Origin of the sequence: Rickettsia endosymbiont of Proechinophthirus fluctus, assembly GCF_001602635.1 — a bacterium.
Taxonomy (GTDB): Bacteria; Pseudomonadota; Alphaproteobacteria; order Rickettsiales; family Rickettsiaceae; genus Rickettsia; species Rickettsia rickettsii.
Map to the genome: position 1 here is coordinate 76,419 of NZ_LECS01000003.1, position 21,864 is coordinate 98,282.

Below are 21,864 nucleotides of genomic sequence, written 5' to 3' on the forward strand. Positions count from 1 at the left end.
AGTATAGAATTAATATTTTCTCCATACAGTTCAATTAAGAATTTCTTAATCTGCTCAATACCTATATGTTTATTTTTATATTCCTTTACTAAGGTAGATATTTTTTTTGCTAAATTTATTGATGCCCACCCAAGATGCGTTTCTAAAATCTGCCCTATATTCATACGGGACGGAAGACCTAGAGGGTTAAGAACGATATCTACCACAGTTCCATCTTCTAAAAACGGCATATCTTCTTCAGGTACGATACGTGAAATAACACCTTTATTTCCGTGTCTTCCTGCCATTTTATCCCCGGGTTGTAATTTATGCTTAGTTGCAATAAATACTTTTACTACTTTTAAAGCTCCCTGAGGTAAATCATCACCACTTTGCAATTTCTCTACCTTAGTAGCAAATCTTTTATCAAGAGCCTCTTTTTTCTCATCATAATGAGTCTTTATCTGCTCTATTTCATTCATTACATTTGCATCTTCCACGGTAATCTGCCAAAATTGCCCTTTAGATAAGCCTTTTAGCATTTCAGTAGTAATAGTTTGTCCTACTTTTACTTGCTTAGGACCGTTAATAATCACCTGCCCTACTAAAAGCTTTTCAAGCCAACTAAACACAAAATGCTCAATAATTTCTAATTCATCGTCTCTGTCTTTTGCGAATTTTTCAATTTGTTGTTTTTCAATAGCAATAGCTCGCTGGTCTTTTTCTACACCTCTACGAGAAAATACCCTTACTTCTACTACAGTTCCGCTCACTCCGGAAGGTACATGCAGCGATGAATCTTTTACGTCAAAAGCTTTTTCCCCGAAAATAGCACGTAGTAGCTTCTCTTCAGGAGTAATAGGCGATTCACTTTTTGGTGTTACTTTTCCAACTAAAATATCACCGGCTTTTACTTCTGCACCTATATAAATTATTCCGACCTCATCAAGATGACGCAACGCTTCTTCACTTACATTCGGTATATCACGGGTAATTTCTTCAGGACCAAGGCGTGTATCCCTAGCTATTACTTCAAACTCTTCAATATGAATAGATGTAAATACATCCTCTTTTACTATACGTTCGGATATTAAAATGGAATCTTCAAAATTATAACCGTTCCAAGGTAAGAAAGCCACAAGCACGTTTCGACCTAAAGCAATTTCACCGTTATCCGTACTAGGACCGTCAGCTATAATATCGTTTTTCTTAACGTAATGACCGACCTTAACTAAAGGCTTTTGATTTATACAAGTATTATGATTGGATTTTTGGAATTTTAGTAAGTTATAAATATCAACCGAAGGAGAACCATCAACTTTTTGTTCTAGAGTTCTAATCACGATTCTATTTGAATCTACCTGCTCAACAATACCGTCATGTAATGCAAGCACTGACGCTCCGGAATCTTTAGCTACTACCCCTTCAACTCCGGTACCTACAAAAGGTGCATCCGTCTTAATTAAAGGAACGGCTTGTCTTTGCATGTTTGAACCCATCAAAGCACGGTTAGCATCATCGTTTTCTAAGAAAGGTATAAGAGAAGCCGCAACCGATACTACCTGCATAGGAGTCACATCAATGAAGTCTACCTCATACGGTTCTACCATTACAAAATTACCGCCTTCAACACGGCAATTAATAAACTCTCCTTGCAGCTTTCCGTCTTTATTAATTTTAGAATTTGCTTGTCCGATTTTGTATTTACCTTCTTCAATAGCAGAAAGATATACCACTTCATCGGTTACACATCCATCTTTAACTCTTCTATATGGACTCTCTATAAAACCATGTTTATTTATTCTAGCATAAGTAGCCATAGAGTTAATTAACCCGATATTCTGACCTTCAGGTGTTTCAATAGGACAAATACGACCGTAATGAGTCGGATGTACGTCACGCACCTCAAAACCTGCTCGATCTCGACTAAGACCCCCGGGACCGAGTGCCGATAGCCTTCTTTTATGAGTTATTTCCGATAATGGATTTGTTTGATCCATAAATTGGGATAATTGGGAGGTACTAAAAAATTCTTTTACTACTGAAACTAAAATTTTAGAATTTACTAAATCATGAGGCATTACAGTATCAACATCACCTGCCGACATCCTTTCAATTACAGATTTTTCCATTCGGACTAAACCTATTCTAAATTGATTTTCTATCAATTCACCTACTGATCTAACCCTTCTATTACCTAAATGATCAATATCGTCTATGATACCTTTACCGTCTTTAAGCTCTACTAAAACTCTTACGATATTTTTAATATCATCAATTGTTAAAACCGTAACTTCTTCAGAAATATTCAGCTCTAACCTAGAATTCATTTTTATTCGCCCGACTTCTGAAAGATCATATCTTTCCGTATCAAAGAATAAATTATAAAACAGGCTTTCAGCCGCTTCGATATTAGCAGGTTCGCCTGGTCTTAGAACTCTGAAAATATCACATAATGCTGCCTCACGATCCTGATTTTTATCAGCAAATAAGGTGTTCCTTATATATGGACCAGATTGAGGATTGATTACTAATACGTTAACATTTTTAATTTTAAGATCATTAATAACATTTAGCATATCAGCAGTAATCATTTCACCGATTTTTGCTAATACTTCATCGCTTGCAGGATCTCTTAAATCTTCAGATAGATATTTGCCGATTAAAGTTTCATGAGCTACTAAAATATTATTAAGCCCTTCCCCACAATATTTTTTAGCCAAACGCGGAGTAATTTTTTGTCCTGCTTTCAGTAGAATATTTCCAGTATCTGCATCTACTAAATCACTTGTTAAACGATGAGCAGTAATATGCTGAGGTATAAATTTAACCGCCCAACCTTTATTTTTAACAAGCTTATAAGTTACTGAATTATAATAAAATTTTATAATTTCTTCAGTACTCATACCTATAGCTCTAAGCAAAGTAGTAGTATAAAGCTTTCTTTTTCTATCAATCCTGAAATAAATAACATCCTTAGCGTCGAATTCTAAATCAAGCCAAGACCCTCTATATGGAATAACACGAGCAGAATATAAAAGCTTGCCGGAAGAATGGACTTTTCCTTCATCATGATAAAAGAATACACCAGGTGAGCGATGCATTTGTGATACAACTACTCTTTCCGTACCGTTGATAATAAAAGTACCGTTTTTAGTCATTAATGGGATATCACCCATATATACTTCTTGCTCTTTAATCCCTTTAATTTCTCTAGTACCGGTATCCTCATCTATATCCCAAATACTTAATCTTAAAGTAACTTTAAGAGGAGCAGCATAACTTAAACTTCTTTGACTGCACTCTTCTACATCATATTTTGGACTATCGAATTCATACTTTACAAATTCTAAATTAGCAATATTGGAGGAGTCGGAAATAGGAAAAATTGAGTTTAATATAGATTGTAAACCTTTGTTTTTTCTTTCAGAATCTTTAATATTTAACTGTAGAAAGTTTTTCTCATATGAATTTTTTTGAATTTCAATCAAATTCGGTATATCTGCTACTAAATTTATGTGACCGAAATTTTTTCTTATTCTTCTATTATGTGACAAGGGTTGTGCTTCTATATTAGCCCTTAATGAAACCATATAATCTCCTGACTGATAAAATTACTGCCCGTATTATAGTGATTAGGTCCTATGCACTTTTAATAGAAAATCATAATCATGGCTCTTTTTAGCTGTAAATCATCAGATTTTTTTTGCAATAGTAATAAACTCTGCTCTCAAAAATCTTATTAATTTTCGCTTAAAAATATCTCCTAATTAATAATCATTAATCAAAAGTGTTCAGAACCTAGGTTCTGTATATAAAATTTAAATTATTTATATTTTAAACAATAAAGCTTTCATTGGAATAGATACCTATTTCAATAAAATACTTATAATTTGCAGTAAAATAAAATATACTGTTTTAAAATTTTTCACATAAAACTTAAATTAAAGAAACCTAGTAAGTTTCTTATTTAGATCTTGTGTAGGCTCTACGAACATTTCCAAAAAGATTGGATTTTGGTTATTTGTTTGTTGCAACAAATTATAATATTTTTTTAAAATAGGTAGCTATTCCTTCAAAAACCTCATTAATTTTCACTAAAAATCAATTATAAATGTTCACAGAACCTAGAAAATTTCAATAATTTAAACTTCTAGATGTATGGTACATTAACCAAATTATTTTAATCAATAAGATTTTTAATGTAATAGCTTTATCCTATTACAAAAAAATAACTTAATTTAAAGATATAAAATATTTCATCTGTAATGCAAAAACATTAGGTCCTGTAAAAAAATTAATCTATACTTAGTTGTTTTTGATTGAAAATCATAAGATTTTTCTTGGAATAACAACAACTGTTTCAAAAAGAAACTTATTAATTTTTACTTAAAACTATCTAAAATACGAATAATTCAACTTTCCTTTACAGAACCCTAGTGCAGAAATAATTATTTTAATTCAACTTTTGCTCCAGCAGCTTCTAACTTACCTTTGATGTCGTCTGCTTCTGCTTTTTTCACATTGCTTTTAATCGGCTTTGGAGCTTCATCAACTAATTTCTTAGCTTCAATTAAACCAAGACCTGTGATATCTTTCACAACTTTAATTACTTCAACTTTCTTATCACCGGCAGCTGTTAAAACTACTTCAAACTCAGTTTTTTCAGCTACTGCTTCAGCCGCCGNNCAGCACCGGCAGCTGCTACAACTACAGGAGCTGCTGTAGATACACCCCATTTTTCTTCTAGTATTTTCACAAGCTCAGCTGCTTGCATTAACGTTAATGATGATAATTGTTCTTCAATTTTAGCTAAATCTGCCATAATTTTTTCCTTTTTACCTTTTTTATATTGAGAGATTACTACATCAGGCATTTTAAAGTTAATTAAATTCTTTTGTGCTTCAAATTATAAGACTTTTTTAAAATAAGAATAATATCCTATAAAAAACATTATTAATTTTCACTATAACAGCTCTTTAATTATCAATTAAAATACCTGATGCAATAACCTTTAAGTTAATTTTTACTAGCATGTGCTTGTATTACTCTCGCCATACTCGAAGATGGGGCTTGTAAAACACCTACAACCTTAGTAGCCGGTGCTTGTAATAACCCAACAATTTTACCCCTAAGCTCATTAAGCGTAGGTAGCTTAGAAAGCTCTTTTATTGAATGTTCATCTAATACGTGATTATCTACTATTCCACCGATAATCTTAAGATTATCATTAGCCTTAGCAAAATTAACTACTAATTTTGCCATCTCAACCGGTTCTTTAGAATAAACAATAGCAGTAGGACCCGCAAATAAATTAGCAATACTATTAAGCCCTGTTTGATTTGCAGCTATTTTTGCTAAAGTATTTTTAACTACTTTAAAACCTGCTTCTTTAGATTTAAGTGATTCTCTAAGCGAACTCACTTGACTAACGGTTAACCCGTGATAATGAGTAATAATTATAGAGGGCGATTCTTTATAAATATTTACAATATCCTCTACTGCTACCGGTTTTTCTGATCTTAACACCTTTTAATTCTCCTTTTATAATACAGTTTAATATATTTAAACTGATACAAATGCTTAAAATAACAAAATTTTTTTATTATTACTATACTACCGTTAAACGGCTATAAAAATTATGCTATACTAGTTAAATCTATTTGTACCGATGCTCCCATAGTAGAAGATAAATACATTGCTTTTAAATAACTTCCTTTTAATCCGGCAGGTTTTGCTTTAATTACTGCCTCAATAAACGCATTTAAATTTTTTAATAAATCTTGGTCTGAAAAAGATAATTTTCCAAGCCCTGCATGAATTATACCTGCTTTCTCTGCTCTATATTCTACCTGACCGCTTTTAGCATTTTTAATAGCATTTTTAATATCTAAAGTTACGGTACCAAGTTTAGGGTTAGGCATTAAACCTTTTGGTCCTAAAATTCTTGCAACTGAACCTATAGCTGCCATCACATCGGGAGTAGCTATACATACATCAAAATTAATTTTCCCTGCTTTAATTTCATCAATAATATTTGTTGAACCTACTAAATCTGCTCCGGCACTTTTAGCTTCTTCTTCTCTTTCTTCTTTACAAATAACGGCAACTCTTACGGTTTTGCCTGTACCGGCAGGTAAATTAACTACACCACGTACCATTTGATCGGAATGCCTAGAGTCAATTCCAAGCTTCATAACTATTTCTAAGGTTGGATCAAATTTAACATATGATGCTGATTTTAATCGTTCAATTGCATTTGTTAAATTATATAAAGTATCTGATTTTACTTTTTCTCTAGCTTCTCTTATTTTTTTACCGCTGCTAATTTTTACAGCGACATCTTTCTTATTTGACATAATAATTAATTCCCTACTACTTCAAGTCCCATAGATGCAGCACTACCACAAATAATTTTTGTTGCTGCTTCAATATCTTTTGTATTTAAATCAGGCATTTTTAACTTTGCAATTTCACGACAATCATCCATAGTAACTTTACCTACTACGGCTTCTTTTTTAGTAGCACTAGAACCTTTAGTAATTTTAGCATATTTCTTTAAAAAGTAAGAAGCAGGAGGAGTTTTTATTTTAAAAGAAAAACTACTATCTTCATAAACGGTAATTACAGTTGGCAGAGGTATTCCTTTTTCCATACCTTGCGTAGCATCATTAAAATCTTTACAAAATGCTGCAATATTAACTTTTCTTTGTCCTAGGGCCGGTCCTATAGGAGGTGCAGGAGTGGCTCCAGCAGCTGGAATTATCAAGTTAATATAACCTTTTATTGCTTTCTGAGACATTTATAAATATCCTTATTTTTCTCTTAAATTAATATTACTTTGTAACAATTGCATGAATCTTGTTTCCCATCATTGCAAGGAAAAGCTGTAAGTTTTGACAAAACAAGGAAGCAAAAAAATTCTGTAAATCAGAAGTTTTTTATTATTTCTCCTAGATTGCCACGCAGCCTACGGCTGCTTGCAATGACGACACATTATCCCGCAACAATGATACCCTAAACATTCGTACAATACAGCTTAAGTAATTAATAAACCGTATTTAGTCCAACTTTTAATCATTTTTCTTTACTTGATTAAAATTTAGTTCTATTGGAGTTGCTTTACCAAATATTGCAACTGAAACTTTTAACCTATTTTTTTCTTGATCTATTTCTTCTACTGTACCCATGAAAGTTTCAAAAGGACCGTCTGTAACAGTCACTATTTCACCAACTTCATACAATTTAGAATTCTTTGCTTCTTTAGCTTCTGCTTCCAAATTATTAAAAATATTTTGTATTTCACTTTCTGTAAGAGCTTTTGGCGTGGTTTTGCTTCCTAAAAAGCCGGTTACTCCAGATATATTTTTTACTAAATGCCAAGATTTATCAGTCATATTCATCTTTATCAAGATATAACTGGGCATTAGTTTTTTTTCTACCTTGAAATTTTTACCGCGTTTAACTTCAGAAACTCCAAAAACAGGTATTAATATATCTTCAAAAAAATCCATCATGTTCTGTTTAGCGATTTTTCTAAGCATATCTTCTTTAATGCGTTTCTCTGCTCCTGATGCCGTATGTACTACATACCACTGCTTTACATTTTTTTCAGAAGAAGGCAATATATTATCTATACTCTGTGCTGTCACAATTTATTCCTTATACTATTTGCCGATATTAAGCAAAAGCTGCATTATGTTATGTATACTATAATCAAGTACCAAACAAATTAGGCTAAAAATAAAAACTGCTACTACCACTACTAATGTTGAAGCAACAAGCTCTTTTCTAGTTGGCCAAACTACCTTATAAGTTTCTTGTTTAACTTGTTCAAAAAACTTATAAATTTTATATTCTTTAAACATATTTTTGTTAGGTAATTTATTAGACTTCTTACAAAATGCTACTTCTAAAGGCTATTGAGACGATAATCCAGCACTGGAATTCTTACATACTAGTATGTACGCTGCGATTCGAGGTGCAGTACCTCTTTCAAATTTCTCTCTATAAGCAAATTTTGTAAAAATTCTATATTTTATAGCAAAAAAGCTCTAAGCCTATAATGGCAGGAGCGACAGGTATCGAACCCGCAACCTCCGGTTTTGGAGACCGGCGCTCTACCAATTGAGCTACACTCCTATCATATTTTTAATAAAAAATCAATAAAAGTTATTAAAAATATTTGTTATTATTAAAAAATTACTATAATAAACAATACTGTTAATTTATAAGCTGCCATGGCAAAACAACATGTATTTCTGTAAGACGTGACACCTCACCCCTAAATTATTTTTTAGCTTTAATAATATCAGCTACTTGACTCGGCACTTGATCATAATGAGAGAATATCATACTAAACTGAGCTCTACCTTGAGATAAAGACCTAAGCGTATTAACATAACCAAACATTTCCGCTAAAGGAACATTCGCAGTAACTACTTGAGCATTTCCTCTTGGATCCATGCTTTGAATTTGTCCTCTACGACTATTTAAATCGCCTATAATATCACCCATATATTCATCAGGAGTGATAACTTCAACTTGCATAATCGGCTCAAGTAATTTAGGATTACCTTTCAGCATCCCTTCTCTAAATGCTGCCTTTGCAGCAATTTCAAACGCAAGTACACTAGAATCTACATCATGAAACGCACCGTCAACTAAAGTTGCTTTAAAATTAATCATAGGATAACCGGCAATAACACCGGTTTCTCTAATATTATTTAATCCTTTTTCAACACCTGGTATATATTCTTTAGGCACAGCACCGCCGATGATTTTACTTTCAAAGACAAAAATTTTATTTTTATCTTCATCTTTTAGATCTTTTACCTCTTTTAGAGGCTCAAAAATAATTTTTACACGAGCAAATTGTCCTGCACCGCCGGATTGTTTCTTATGGGTATAATCAATTTCACAAACCTTTGTTATAGTTTCACGATATGCTACTTGAGGAGCTCCAATATTTGCTTCGACCTTAAACTCTCTTCTCATACGATCAATGATAATTTCTAAATGGAGCTCTCCCATTCCTTTTATCACTGTTTGTCCTGTTTCATAATCAGTTGACACTCTAAATGATGGATCTTCAGCTGCTAAACGAGAAAGTGCAAGGCCCATTTTTTCTTGATCAGCTGTTGATTTAGGTTCTACTGCAAGCTCAATTACCGGCTCTGGAAATTCCATTCTTTCTAAGATTACTTGCTGATCAATATCAGATAACGTATCACCTGTGGTAGTATCTTTAAGACCTGCTAAAGCTACTATATCACCTGCTGATGCTTCTTTTACGTCTTCACGATTATTAGCATGCATTAATAGCATTCTACCGATTTTTTCTCTTTTATTCTTTACGGTATTAATAACAGTTGTTCCTGAAGTAATTTTACCTGAATATATTCTAATAAAAGTTAATGAACCGACAAATGGGTCATTCATAATTTTAAATGCTAAAGCTGCAAAAGGCTCAGTTACCGAAATAGGGAAATCTTTTTCTTCACCGGTACTTACTTCCATACCTTTTACTATACCTATATCAATAGGCGAAGGTAGGAAATCTACTACGGCATCAAGTAAAGGCTGTACCCCTTTATTTTTAAAAGCACTACCGCATAAAACCGGATAAAATGCTGCTGAAATAGTACCTTTTCTGATTAAGCTTTTAATCTCTTCTACTGTTACTTCTTCACCTGATAAATATTTTTCCATAACATGATCATCTAACTCAACAACCATATCAAGTAATTTAGCACGATATTCTTTAGCTTTATCTTTCACATCGGCAGGTATATCTTCTTCAAAATACTCAGCTCCAAGTGCTTCATCTTTCCAAATCACTGCTTTCATTTTAATCAGATCAATGATACCTTTAAAATTTTCTTCAATCCCTACAGGCAACTGAATAACAAGCGGTTTTGCTCCTAAACGATCTTTGAGCATTTCAACGCATCTATAAAAATCTGCTCCCATTCTGTCCATTTTATTGACAAAACACATTCTAGGAACATTATATTTATCTGCTTGCCTCCAAACCGTTTCTGACTGCGGTTCAACACCTGCTACACCATCAAATACTGCAACTGCACCGTCAAGAACACGAAGCGAACGCTCTACTTCGATAGTAAAATCAACGTGTCCAGGAGTATCGATAATATTAATTATTTTATCTTGCCATCTACAAGTAGTAGCAGCTGAGGTAATGGTTATACCACGTTCTTGTTCTTGTTCCATCCAATCCATGGTAGCACCACCCTCATGAACTTCACCTATTTTATGCGATTTACCGGTATAATATAAAATACGTTCGGTAGTTGTGGTTTTACCGGCATCAATGTGAGCACATATACCAATATTACGAATATGCTCAAGTTTATTTATTTTACTCATTATACCCTACCTTATTTCATTTTTTTAGGGCTAAAATGAGAGAAAGCTTTATTAGCTTCGGCCATTTTATGAGTATCTTCTTTCTTCTTAATGGCAACACCTCTATTATTAGAAGCTTCAAACAGCTCTTCGGCAAGTTTATCAATCATCATTTTTTCAGAACGTTTTGACGCAGCATTAATAATCCAACGGCTAGCAAGGGCATATCCTCTTCTTTCATCAACATGAGTCGGAACTTGATAATTAGCTCCTCCAACCCTAACCGAAGTTACTTCTAAATGCGGCTTCACGTTATGCATAGCATAATTAAAGGTTTGATACGGATCAACTCTATGCTTCTTTTCAATTTTATTAAAGGCTGAATAAACAATTTTCTCGGCAAGGGCTTTCTTCCCTTCTTTCATAATATTATTGATAAATCTTGACAGTAAAATACTGTTATATTTCATATCAGGTAAAATTACTCGCTTTTCTGTGGCATGACGACGTGACATTTTATTTTTTCTCTCTAACTAATAATTTATTTTTTTGTAACTGCGACTTGTTTACGAGGAGCACCGTAACGTGACCGACCTTGCTTACGTCCTTTAACTCCGGCAATATCATAAGCACCGAGTACGATATGATATTTCACCCCTGGAAGATCAGGCACCTGACCGCCTCTTACTAACACCCTATCATGTTCCTTTACACTATGCTTTTCACCAGGAATATATGCATTTACGGTTCTTTTATTACTTAAACGCACCGTTGCAATCTTACGAAGTGCAGAGTTAGGCTTTTTAGGGGTAACGGTTTTTACAACTAGGCAAACACCACTTTTAAAAGGATTAGATTCTAAGGCAGGAGATTTGGTCTTACGAGTTTTTGACTTTCTCCCAAAACGTACTAATTGATTATATGTCGGCATTAAAAAAAATACTCCAAAAAAAACTTATATATACGATAATTAAAGGGTGAAAATACTTCCACCCTTTATTTTCAATCATTTCTAAATACAAATTATAAGAATATGTAAATTACACTAAATTTAAATTATAATTACTTTTTCCATAAAAGCAAGTATGTTTTAATTAACAATCATTTTTTTCTCAATTATTTTTGCTATAAAGCTGATTAACATCACTAAAATATAGTAACAGCACGCAGCAATAAGCATTGGAAAAAAATAATTATATGTTTCAATTGATACAATTTGTGCTCTACGCATTAAATCCATTTCTCCAAGCATAGAAATAATGGCTGATTCTTTAATCAAATTTACAAGCTCATTTACTAATGACGGAAAAATATTTTTAACTGCTTGCGGCAGAATTATATCTTTCGTTATTAAAAACTTTGGAATAGCAAGAGCTTCAGCCGCTTCAAACTGCCCTTTATCAACTGCATTAATCCCTGCCCTGATTACTTCGGAAACATATGCTCCCGAATTAAGAGAAAAAGCAATAGCTCCCGCCATAAACACACTAAATTTAATGCCTATGATATAAGGTGAAGCAAAATAAATCATACTTAATTGAATTAATAAAGGCGTTCCTCTAAAAATAGAAGTATAGAAATTTGCAAAAAGCCTTAAAGCACGATTTTTATTTACCTTACAAATAGCGAGCAGCATCCCTATTACTAAACCGAATATAACGGCAATAACGCTATATTTTAAAGTTACCAAAGCTCCCTCTACAATAAAAAAGATTTTTGGATAGAACTTTATTAAATACTCAAACATATTTTATATATATTTTTTTCTTGTCATACCGCGGCTTGACGGCGATATCTAAAAAATAAGCATTTTTGGATCCCGCGATTTAATCTCGGAATAACATTAAAGGTTTCTAGATTCCTGCTTTCGCATGAATGACATAAGAACATTAATCAGTACACTCTCTTCACCGGCGGGACTGCTGTTACTTCATCGGTTAAAGTAGTTAAAGTCACAGGTTTATAATCAAGAACTACTTTACCTGCTTCATCGATAGAGCTAAGAGTATGCTTCATCCAATCCTCATCATTACGATCAAGATAATCTTCACGTGCATGAGCTCCTCTGCTTTCTTTTCTTGCAGCTGCCGAACATACCGTTACTAAAGCTTGATCAAGTAGATTATCTAACTCTAAGGCTTCTACCAAATCGCTATTCCAAATTAAAGATTTATCGTTAATTTTTATATCTTTATAGCTGCTTCTTATTTCGCTAATCATTCCTGCCCCTTCATCTAGTACCTCTTGAGTTCTAAATACCGAAGCATGGCTTTGCATAGTTCTTTGCATTTTAAGCCTTAACTCTGCAACTAAAATATTACCGTTAGCATGACGGACTTTATCAAATCTATTTATAATTTTTTCAAGGCTTTCTTCTTTTATAGACTTGTGGGGACTCGCAGGCTTAATAAGCTCGGCTGCTTTTAATGCAGAACTTCTACCAAATACCACCAAATCAAGCAAAGAATTTGATCCTAATCGGTTAGCACCGTGTACCGATACGCAAGCCGCTTCACCGATTGCCATAAGCCCTTTTACTACGCTATTATGATTTTTACCGTCTTTGATTATGACTTGACCGTGATAATTCGTCGGTATCCCGCCCATATTATAATGTACCGTAGGAAGTACCGGTATCGGCTCTTTAGTCACGTCAACACCGGCAAAAATTTTAGCCGTCTCAGAGATACCGGGCAAACGACTATGTAAAATCTCAGGAGATAAATGATTTAAATGTAAAAATACATGATCTTTATGCTCGCCTACTCCTCGCCCCTCTCTGATTTCTATAGTCATTGCTCTTGAAACTACATCTCTTGAAGCTAAATCCTTTGCAGCAGGAGCATAACGCTCCATAAAACGCTCACCGTTTGCATTAACGAGATATCCCCCTTCGCCTCTTGCCCCCTCGGTAATAAGACAACCGGCCGAATATATACCTGTCGGATGGAACTGTACAAATTCCATATCTTGCAGTGGAAGACCGGCTCTAATCGCCATGCCGCCCCCATCACCAGTACAAGTATGAGCAGACGTCGCCGAAAAATAAGCACGCCCGTATCCGCCCGTTGCAAGCACTACATTATGCGCTCTAAAACAATGCAGACTACCGTCATCTAAATTCCACGCAACTACGCCTCTACATTCACCATCTTCCATCAATAAATCAATAGCAAAATACTCAACGAAAAACTGTACTTTATGTTTTAGTGACTGTTGATATAAAGTATGCAGTATGGCATGCCCCGTACGATCTGCCGCAGCACATGTACGCTGAGCTGCTTTTCCTTTGCCGTACTCTGTTGTCATCCCTCCAAAAGGACGCTGATAAATTTTTCCCTCTTCAGTTCTTGAGAAAGGTACACCGTAATGCTCTAGCTCTAAAATCGCATCGGGAGCATTTTTGCACATATACTCAATGGCATCCTGATCGCCTAACCAATCAGAACCTTTTACCGTATCATACATATGCCAACGCCAATCATCTTCACCCATATTCCCAAGAGCCGCACTAATTCCGCCCTGAGCAGCCACAGTATGACTACGGGTTGGGAACAGCTTAGTTATACAAGCAGTATTTAGCCCTTCTTTAGCCATACCGAATGCAGAACGAAGACCTGCTCCGCCTGCACCTACAACTACTACGTCAAATTTATGATGAATGATATTATACGCTTTGGTCATTAAATTAATTTTCTACTATTTTGATACGTGAATTGTCTACCTCTATCACCCCATGGCTTGCCCACGGGGTCCAGTAATTCAATACACAATATTGTTTTCTGGATACCGCGGTCAAGCCGCGGTATGATAATTTTTATCCTTTATAAAACAGCGCTACTACAAAAGCTACAATAGTAACAATGCAAAATAATTGCACTATTATAATCAATGTATTACGTAATTTGTGACAACTTATATAATCTTCAATTACTACACGCATACCAAGCATCGCATGATACAACGAAATAACCACCGTAATTAACAAAGCTACTATATTAAAAGGCTTTTTAAGTTCCCACATAATAATATTTATATCATTATTTTTGTTGGTTAACGTAAAATATATTAGCCACACAGAACATAAAGCTAATATAATCCCCGTTACTCTTTGCAATAACCAATGATGAGAACCGCTTTTAGCAGAACCGCTATTTTTTGCTTTTACAACTTCCGCTTTAAAATCATATACCATTAATTTTCTCTATTATTTGTTTTAGCTTTTCGTCATTGCGAGGAAATTGCATAGCAATTGATGAAACAATCTCAGGCATTTGTTATTATTTCTGAGATTGCCACGTCGATGCTATGCATCTCCTCGCAATGACATTTTTAATTACTACACCCATAACAATAACGTTAATAATACAGATCCTACCACTACACACCAACCGGTGATATTAACCAATTTTATAGAAAAACCGTAACCAATATCCCAAAATAAATGCCGAATGCCGTTACATAAATGATAAAACCAAGCGTAGCTAACAGCTACTAAGCATATTTTTATAATACAGCATTCAGCAAGCTGTAAATAATTATTGTCATATTTACTAAGAATCAACCACCACACCAAGATTGACACCGCAAAAAACAAAGTTACGCCGGTCATACGATACAAAATTGATAATGTAGAACTTATTTGTGGCTTATATATAGTTAAATGCGGTGAAGTTGGACGCTTATTATAAATTGCTTGTTTGGTTTTAGTCATATATTTCTAATAAATAAACAAAGGGTTATGTCATTCCCGCGGAAGCAGGAATCCAGTAATTAAAAAATACAACTATACTGAATTTTTAAAATTAAAAGCTCTCTTTTTTCTGGATTCCCGTTTTCGCAGGAATGACATACTACACGTTTCAATCGGTCAACGACATCTATCTCTGCAACCAATGTCTTTCTACAGGTGATAAATCATCTGTCACTGCTCTCCTATCATCGAAGACAAAACATTCACCTTGCCATAAATTGTTCTTGTTTTGTGTATCTTCTAGATATTGCAGTATTCCACCCTTTAAATGATATACCTCATTATAACCTATGCTTTTAAGTAAGCTGGTGGATTTTTCACACCTGATACCACCTGTACAAACCATAGCAATTTTCTTACCTTTGAGCAATTCTTGATTCTGCTGAACCCAAGCAGGAAATTGTTTAAATGTTTTGGTATTAGGATTAATTGCTGATTTAAATGTACCAACCTCTACTTCATAATCATTTCGAGTATCTATTACTATAACATCTTGTTTTGTGATAAATTCATCCCAATCTTTCGGCTCTATATATTCGCCTTTAAACAAATCAACATTTAAATCATCAACGTTCATTGCTACGATCTCTTTCTTCAGTCTGACTTTCAATTTCTGAAAAGGATGAACATCACTATAATTTATTTTAACGTTAACATCTTTGGGACCGGTCAGCTTTATCAATTCTTCAAGTACAAGATTTACATTTTCATATGAACCTGAAAAAGAACCGTTAAAGCCTTCATTAGCTAATAAAATAGTACCTCTAATATATTTTCTTTTACCGATAAGCAAAAGTTTCGGTATCAAATTCGCTGGTTCTTCTATATTAACAAAACTATATGCACTTAAAATTGCTATTTTTTCATTCATAAATTATTTAGGTATTATTTTTACATTCTATGTCATTCCCGCGAAGGCAGGAATCCAGCAAAAGCTATAAAAAACTTATTTTTATAGCTTTATTTTATTAAATATGTAATTTTTATGTTAAGATTATTTTTCCTTCGTGGAAATAACATAGAAAACTACATAACCTGCAATGGTACGAACATATTACTACTCCCCCTTTCAATCAAGAGCAAAATATTTTGCTTATCTGATTTTTTAGCATTGTCATATAATTCTTCTAGCTTACTTATATCGTCTATGCTTTCCTGATTAATATTGGTTATCAGATCACCAATTTTGAAGCTACTTGCTTCTTCATCAATATTGGTTATCACTATTCCCATTTTATCTTGAGGAATAGTATATTTTTGTCTTAGTTCTTCAGTCAAATTACCAAAAGTAATATTATTTTTAGTAATAGATAAATTATTTGCTTCTTTATTTGTTATTTCTTTCTTATTGGTCTCTTCTGTAGAATCTTTGGTAACCTCTTCATTATCTGAAGTAACTTTAATAGGTAACTCAAGCTCCTTTTTATCACGAAGTATTTTTACTTTTACTTCCTGATCAATAGGAGCATCTGCAATAATTACACGTAATTTTTTAGTATTTTTAACCGGTATATCTGCAAACTCTATTATTATATCACCTGTTTTAATTCCCGCTTTATCACCTGGACCGTCTTCTTGTACTTTAGCTACTAACACCCCCCTAGTATTTTTAAGTCCTAGCCCTTCAGAAATTTCCTCGGTTAAATCTTGTATTGTTACTCCAAGGCGTCCTCTACTTACTTTTCCATCTTTCTTAAGACGTTCGATTATAGGCTTTGCAGTATTTGATGGTATTGCAAAACCGATACCTATATTAGTACCGAGCGGTGAAAAAATTGCCGTATTTACGCCGATTACTTTCTGATCCAAATTAAACATAGGACCACCGGAATTACCGTTATTAATTGCAGCATCCGTTTGAATAAAATTATCAACTATATTGTCTGTATCTATATCGATATCCCGCCCTTTAGAAGAAATAATACCACTTGTCACCGTACCGCCTAGATTACCGAACGGATTACCGATCGCAATAACCCAATCTCCTACTTTTGCATCATTTGAATCTCCAAACTCAACAAAAGGTAGAGGTTCCTCGCTATCTATTTTTAAGAGAGCTAAATCGGTTTTAGTATCGTTACCTATTAATTTAGCCGATAATTCGGTATTATCTGCAAGTTTTATATTAATTTTATCAACATTTGCAATTACATGATAGTTTGTCACTATTAAGCCGTTAGGTTCAATAATAAATCCTGAACCAAGCGGGACATTTTTTGGAGTTTGATCAACCTCTTCCAAATTCAGCGGTATATTAAGCTTTGCTAAAAAATCATTAACTTTTTCTTGCAGAGGATCTTTCTCGGGGTTTTCCGATTTACTATTAACATATTCTATTGTTGAAATATTAACGACTGCAGGAATTAACGGTTCAACTATATCGGCAAAGCTATAACGAGCGGCTTCACTTACTTTTAAAGGAGCAGAATTTATTTCCGTAAATTCATTCTCTTCTTGAGCTGCTACTTTTAAAGACTTACTATTTTCTTTTGCTAGAACAACGTTACTTGATATTAAAACTATTATAACAATCACTATTTTCAGATTAACCATATACTCCAAGTAAATAAAAAGTAGATAGATTAGTATACTACTTAGTGAGATTTAGATATTTTAAAACTTCAGCATCCGGTGAAATTACAAAATTAGTATTCTCTTTCTTTAAAGAATTTTTATATACTAAAAGTGATCTATAAAATTTATAAAATTCCGGATCAACTGAATAAGCAGAATTATATATTTTTGCCGCTTTCTCATCGCCGTCACCTTTAATAATTTGTGCATCTCGATAAGCTTTCGCAAGTATTATTTTACTTTCTTTATCTGCTTTTGAACGAATACGCACGCTTTCTTCTTGTCCTTCCGCCCTAATTTGGGTTGCTTCTTTTTCACGTGCCGTTTGCATACGACGATAAATAGCCGCACTATTTTCTTTTGGTAAGTCTGCTCTTAAAATTCTAACATCTACAACATCAATACCGAAGCTTTTAGCTTCACCGTCCACTTGATTTAAGATATTTAACATTACATTACTACGTTCCTGACTTAAAAGGCTACTTAGCGAGATTTTACCTATCACCTTACGCATTGACGATTCAAGATTACGAGTCAGCCTAATTTTCACACCTTGATAATCATGTACCGTTTTATAAAACATTACGGGATTATTAATTTGGAATTTGGCGTAGGCATCAACAATAACTCGTTTACCGTCAGCAGCCGTTAATTCTTTTGCCTCAACCTCAACATCTAAAAGACGCTTATCAAAAAATTCAACATTTTGAATAAACGGGATTTTAATATTCAGTCCCGGATTTTCTATAGTTCTAACTGCCTCACCAAACTGGAATACTACTGCAGATTGGCGTTGGTCAACTGAAAATAAGGAGCTAGAAAGCAGTATCAGCCCAAAAACAATTGTAAAAATTATATAATAAATCTTTTGTTGCATTTAATATTCCTGGTTGTTTAGATGTCATTTGATTCACGCAAAAGCGGGAATGACATTAGCACCCCTATGGTTTAATAGCCATGTGCGGCAGTAGTGCATTATTAATAATCGTTTTATTTGAACCACCTAATACCTCTTCGACTACTTCTAAATATAATCTATCTCTAGTTACTTGCCTACCTGTAGCATATTGTTTATAAATAGCATTAAATCTTTGGCTATCACCTTCTGCTTTCGATATAACTTCTGCTCTATAACCTTCTGCTTCTTGTATAATCTTTGCAGCCGCTCCTCTAGCTTCCGGCAAAATCTTATTATTATAGGCTTGAGCTTGATTTATTTCTTTTTCTTTATCTGCTTTTGAAGTTTGCACGTCTCTATAAGCGTCTATTACTTCGGCAGGCGGCTCGGCTTTTAATAATTGTACTTTCTCAATCATAACGCCGGCATTATAACTATCCAATATCTTCTGTGCTAATTTCTCTATTTTATAAGTAATCTCCTGCTTTTGATCGGATAATACCCAAGAAATAGGAGTATTGCCTATGACTTCCCTAACGGCACTTTCGACTGTTGCTTTTACTGTTTCTGCAGGTCTTTGTACGTTAAAAATAAAATCTTCAAGATTATTAATATGCCACATTACGTCACAATTTAAAGCAATGATATTTTCATCACCGGTGAGCATTATACTTTCACCGGCAATATTTTTAGTATTATCGCCACCGCTACGCAGAGAGCTATTTGTACGATAACCAATCTCAATCCGACGTGATTGTTTAACTTTCTCAACTATTATCTTTTCAAAAGGTGCCGGTAAATGATAATTAAGCCCGGGGTAGCCCTTACGCACAAAACGCCCAAATCTTATTACCGCTGCTTCTTCGCCTTCTTTTATTTCATAAATACCCGAAGCGAGCCATAAAGCAACTACTGCAACAACAACTAAAATTATTGTTTTAGCATTGAAATTAAACAGGAATTGAAATTGATCAAAATTAAATTGATTTTTACGCGGCCTTGTGAATATGTTATCTTCTTTATCAGAATCAAAATCTTTCCATGGGGATTTTTTTAAAATTGAGATATTTTTTTTATTAAGCATTTGCTTTATTGTTTTATATTATTTTTAAAGATGAGATAATTATATATATAATAGTATATAACGTCAAGTTACGAGCTTAAACAGCTTTAAATAAGGAAATTTAATTATGGCGAATTTACACCAACGACAAATTATAGATAAAATTCAGCACATTACCTTTAAAGACGGTACTTTTTTAAATGAAGTTATATCGGATATTATAATTAAAGGTAATAATATCGGTTTCTCAATAGATATATCAGGTAAAAACAAGTTAGAAGCCGAAGAAATTAGACTTAAGGCAATTAATAAACTTAACGAGATTTCGGAAGTCAATAAAATAACAATTGTTTTTACCGAAAGTAAACCGATGGAGAAAAAAGTTCAAAAACCAAAACATTTTGTAGAAAATGTAAAAAAAATTATCTTAGTAGCGTCAGGTAAAGGCGGAGTCGGAAAATCTACAATATCGGCTCTTATCGCTCAGCAGTTAAGTCTAGCAAATTACCGAGTTGGGATAGTAGATGCGGATATTTACGGTCCGTCAATTCCGCATATATTCGGCATTAACGAAGTACCGAAAACGAAAGATGGACGAATAATACCGGTACTTGCTCAAAGCATCGAAATTATATCTATAGACTTCTTCGTTAAAGACCACTCGGCAATTATTTGGCGTGGTCCTATGGCGAGTAAGACTATTTATCAATTATTATCGGTAACAAAATGGGATAATTTAGATTATTTAATTATCGATATGCCGCCGGGAACAGGTGATATTCATTTAAGTATACTAGAAAATTATCATTTAGACAGCGTAATAATCGTAACTACACCACAAAAAATATCAGAAATAGACGTAATACGTTCTATAGATTTATATCAAAAACTAAATTTACCTATTTTGGGAATCATTGAGAATATGAGCTATATGCTTAAAAATAATAGTGGCGGACATTTATCACAAAAATATAATATACCACTAATCGCTCAAATTCCGATCACACCACAAATAGCCGAGGCTTGCGATAAATCACTACCTCTAACAAACTTATTAACATTACCTTTAGAGAAGTATTTACAATGAAAATACACGTATTGGAGGATGATAGAACAGGCAACACCCATCAGGCTATTGCACTTGCTGAAAAATTAACGGAAGAATATACAACAATTAAGCTTGAATATAATTGCTTAGCTAAGCTACCGAACTTTTTACTAAAATATTATCCTATTCATATAAAAAGTGAGCTATTGCAGTATCTTTTGGATAAGTCCCCGCCTGATATGATAATTACCGCTGGAAGAAGAACGGCAGTACTAGCATTTTATTTAAAAAAGCAATTTAAAGATATCAAGTTAATACAAATAATGCAGCCTAATCTTCCTTACAATGCATTTGATGCCGTTATTCTGCCTTATCATGACCAACGTCATTGCGAAGCCACAAAGTGGCTGAAGCAATCTCAGGGCTTTTTTACTAGATTGCTTCGTCAATACTTCGTATTTCCTCGCAATGACGACTTTAAAAACATCATCCCCATCAACGGAGCTATCAACAACGTAACTGAACAGTTCGCCGCAGCAAACTTGGAACTCCAAAAACATTATCCTACTCTTAAACAGTTTATTGCAGTGATAATCGGTGGGAATAATAAAAAATTTAATTTCCATGAAGATGAAGCAGTTTTATTTGCTTCATTATTAAATAAAATATATATTAATCAAAAAATACCTTTTTTTATTAGTTTTAGTAGACGTACACCACACACTGTAAAATCAATTATTAAAAATAATATGCCGTCCTCCACAATTATTTATTACCCAAACGAAGACGCAGGCTATAATCCTTATATAGCTATGCTCTCCAAGGCAAAATATATAATCTCTACGGCCGACTCAATCTCAATGTGCAGTGAAGCAGCTTCAAGCGGCAAGCCTCTTTATATATTCTGCCCACCAAACTTTAATTCTTCAAAGCATAAGATTTTTATAAAGCAGTTAGTAGAACAGAAGATAGCAAGAATTTTTGATAAGTCGGCTATTGCTCTAGAAGAATATAGCTACAAACCCTTAAATGAAGCAGAAAGAGTAGCTGAAATTATTAAATCTTTAATCAAAAGCTGGTAATTATATAGATAAAGATATACAATCATATATATTCATTAATAAGCTAAAATCTTTACCGTTTGTCAACGAAATATGGCTTTTTGGCTTCTCGTGCTAGAG

The 21,864-nt window shown here is 33.7% G+C and carries 19 protein-coding genes, 1 tRNA gene and 2 pseudogenes; 2 read left to right on the top strand and 20 right to left on the bottom strand.

The features are described from left to right. The 20 genes and pseudogenes from rpoB to hflK form a co-directional block, all read right to left on the bottom strand. Nucleotides 1–3,572: pseudogene (rpoB, locus tag BG75_RS01675) on the bottom strand (DNA-directed RNA polymerase subunit beta); the annotation flags it as partial. A gap of 858 nt (nt 3,573–4,430) precedes the next feature. Next, nucleotides 4,431–4,666: 50S ribosomal protein L7/L12 (gene rplL, locus BG75_RS09440; protein WP_252903575.1), on the bottom strand; the 236-nt coding region annotated here is incomplete at its 5' end. 3 nt (nt 4,667–4,669) lie between these two features. Further along, a pseudogene (locus BG75_RS09445) lies at nt 4,670–4,804 on the bottom strand (50S ribosomal protein L7/L12); the annotation flags it as partial. Nucleotides 4,805–4,998: 194 nt separating this feature from the next. Beyond that, entirely contained in the window at nt 4,999–5,508 is a 510-nt protein-coding gene (rplJ, locus tag BG75_RS01685; protein ID WP_016917631.1) for a 50S ribosomal protein L10, read from the bottom strand. Between the two features lie 110 nt (nt 5,509–5,618). After that, entirely contained in the window at nt 5,619–6,338 is a 720-nt protein-coding gene (gene rplA, locus BG75_RS01690) for a 50S ribosomal protein L1 (protein WP_062811206.1), read from the bottom strand. Nucleotides 6,339–6,343: 5 nt separating this feature from the next. Then, the gene (gene rplK / locus BG75_RS01695; protein WP_062811207.1) at nt 6,344–6,781 is read right to left on the bottom strand and encodes a 50S ribosomal protein L11; all 438 of its coding nucleotides are present in this window, start codon (nt 6,779–6,781) and stop codon (nt 6,344–6,346) included. 271 nt (nt 6,782–7,052) lie between these two features. Continuing rightward, nucleotides 7,053–7,631, bottom strand: a complete 579-nt coding sequence (gene nusG / locus BG75_RS01700) for a transcription termination/antitermination protein NusG (RefSeq protein ID WP_062811208.1) — start codon at nt 7,629–7,631, stop codon at nt 7,053–7,055. A 15-nt stretch (nt 7,632–7,646) separates the two neighbouring features. After that, nucleotides 7,647–7,847: a preprotein translocase subunit SecE gene (gene secE, locus BG75_RS09450; RefSeq protein WP_004996644.1), complete on the bottom strand. Its 201-nt coding sequence runs from the start codon at nt 7,845–7,847 to the stop codon at nt 7,647–7,649. Between the two features lie 198 nt (nt 7,848–8,045). Further along, nucleotides 8,046–8,121 (bottom strand) — tRNA-Trp (locus BG75_RS01710). Between the two features lie 147 nt (nt 8,122–8,268). Further along, the gene (gene fusA / locus BG75_RS01715; protein WP_062811209.1) at nt 8,269–10,368 is read right to left on the bottom strand and encodes an elongation factor G; all 2,100 of its coding nucleotides are present in this window, start codon (nt 10,366–10,368) and stop codon (nt 8,269–8,271) included. An 11-nt stretch (nt 10,369–10,379) separates the two neighbouring features. Further along, on the bottom strand, nt 10,380–10,862 hold the full coding sequence (gene rpsG, locus BG75_RS01720) for a 30S ribosomal protein S7 (RefSeq protein WP_062811210.1): 483 nt from the start codon (nt 10,860–10,862) through the stop codon (nt 10,380–10,382). 26 nt (nt 10,863–10,888) lie between these two features. Beyond that, nucleotides 10,889–11,278 carry a 30S ribosomal protein S12 gene (gene rpsL / locus BG75_RS01725; protein ID WP_004996647.1) on the bottom strand — a complete coding sequence of 130 codons (390 nt, stop codon included), beginning with the start codon at nt 11,276–11,278 and terminating at the stop codon, nt 10,889–10,891. 159 nt (nt 11,279–11,437) lie between these two features. Beyond that, nucleotides 11,438–12,094 (bottom strand): amino acid ABC transporter permease, encoded by a 657-nt coding sequence (locus tag BG75_RS01730; protein ID WP_062811211.1) that lies wholly within the window; start codon nt 12,092–12,094, stop codon nt 11,438–11,440. Nucleotides 12,095–12,240: 146 nt separating this feature from the next. Next, complete coding sequence (sdhA, locus tag BG75_RS01735; protein ID WP_062811212.1) at nt 12,241–14,031, bottom strand: succinate dehydrogenase flavoprotein subunit; 1,791 nt, start codon at nt 14,029–14,031, stop codon at nt 12,241–12,243. 133 nt (nt 14,032–14,164) lie between these two features. After that, nucleotides 14,165–14,542, bottom strand: a complete 378-nt coding sequence (gene sdhD / locus BG75_RS01740) for a succinate dehydrogenase, hydrophobic membrane anchor protein (RefSeq protein WP_062811213.1) — start codon at nt 14,540–14,542, stop codon at nt 14,165–14,167. Nucleotides 14,543–14,686: 144 nt separating this feature from the next. After that, nucleotides 14,687–15,061 carry a succinate dehydrogenase, cytochrome b556 subunit gene (sdhC, locus tag BG75_RS01745; protein WP_062811214.1) on the bottom strand — a complete coding sequence of 125 codons (375 nt, stop codon included), beginning with the start codon at nt 15,059–15,061 and terminating at the stop codon, nt 14,687–14,689. A 166-nt stretch (nt 15,062–15,227) separates the two neighbouring features. Beyond that, nucleotides 15,228–15,971: a rhodanese domain-containing protein gene (locus BG75_RS01750; RefSeq protein ID WP_062811215.1), complete on the bottom strand. Its 744-nt coding sequence runs from the start codon at nt 15,969–15,971 to the stop codon at nt 15,228–15,230. Between the two features lie 155 nt (nt 15,972–16,126). Beyond that, a complete protein-coding gene (locus BG75_RS01755) occupies nt 16,127–17,653 on the bottom strand; it encodes a Do family serine endopeptidase (protein WP_062811216.1) in 1,527 nt (508 codons plus the stop codon). Nucleotides 17,654–17,690: 37 nt separating this feature from the next. Continuing rightward, the gene (gene hflC, locus BG75_RS01760) at nt 17,691–18,551 is read right to left on the bottom strand and encodes a protease modulator HflC (protein ID WP_062811217.1); all 861 of its coding nucleotides are present in this window, start codon (nt 18,549–18,551) and stop codon (nt 17,691–17,693) included. Between the two features lie 64 nt (nt 18,552–18,615). After that, on the bottom strand, nt 18,616–19,656 hold the full coding sequence (gene hflK / locus BG75_RS01765) for an FtsH protease activity modulator HflK (RefSeq protein ID WP_062811218.1): 1,041 nt from the start codon (nt 19,654–19,656) through the stop codon (nt 18,616–18,618). A gap of 106 nt (nt 19,657–19,762) precedes the next feature. Here hflK and BG75_RS01770 point away from each other — a divergent pair, with 106 nt between their 5' ends. Beyond that, entirely contained in the window at nt 19,763–20,722 is a 960-nt protein-coding gene (locus BG75_RS01770) for an Mrp/NBP35 family ATP-binding protein (RefSeq protein ID WP_062811219.1), read from the top strand. Next, nucleotides 20,719–21,765, top strand: coding sequence for a mitochondrial fission ELM1 family protein (locus tag BG75_RS01775; RefSeq protein WP_062811220.1), 1,047 nt, complete (start codon nt 20,719–20,721; stop codon nt 21,763–21,765). The genes BG75_RS01770 and BG75_RS01775 overlap by 4 nt, the downstream gene beginning before the upstream one ends. Nucleotides 21,766–21,864: the final 99 nt, after the last annotated feature.